Here is a 690-nt window from a genome sequence, read left to right as displayed (position 1 = left end):
TCGGGGAGAACCAGCTATCTCCCGGTTTGATTGGCCTTTCACCCCCAGCCACAGGTCATCCGCTAATTTTTCAACATTAGTCGGTTCGGTCCTCCAGTTAGTGTTACCCAACCTTCAACCTGCCCATGGCTAGATCACCGGGTTTCGGGTCTATACCCTGCAACTGGACGCCCGGTTAAGACTCGGTTTCCCTGCGGCTCCCCTATACGGTTAACCTTGCTACAGAATATAAGTCGCTGACCCATTATACAAAAGGTACGCAGTCACCCCACCCCAAAACGCTCCACTGCCTGATTTTTTAAGTTGAACGTCGCTTACGCTCCGTTAACCGTCAGTCGCGCTGTCGTTACGCATTTTGCGCACCACGCAAAGCGAAACGCTTTGGTGGTGGGGCTCCCACTGCTTGTACGTACACGGTTTCAGGTTCTTTTTCACTCCCCTCGCCGGGGTTCTTTTCGCCTTTCCCTCACGGTACTGGTTCACTATCGGTCAGTCAGGAGTATTTAGCCTTGGAGGATGGTCCCCCCATATTCAGACAGGATACCACGTGTCCCGCCCTACTCATCGAGCTCACAACGGGTGCGCTTTCGTGTACGGGGCTTTCACCCTGTATCGCCGGCCATTCCGGACCGTTCCACTAACACACCTGCTGATTCAGACTCTGGGCTCTTCCCCGTTCGCTCGCCGCTA

At 54.5% G+C, this 690-nt stretch carries 1 rRNA gene; it reads right to left on the bottom strand.

The annotated features are described in order from the left end of the window. Positions 1 to 690, bottom strand: a 23S ribosomal RNA gene (locus A9B99_RS17640); the annotation flags it as partial.

This window comes from Mangrovibacter phragmitis (assembly GCF_001655675.1).
Lineage (GTDB): Bacteria > Pseudomonadota > Gammaproteobacteria > Enterobacterales > Enterobacteriaceae > Mangrovibacter > Mangrovibacter phragmitis.
This window is presented reverse-complemented; position numbering and strand designations above follow the sequence as displayed.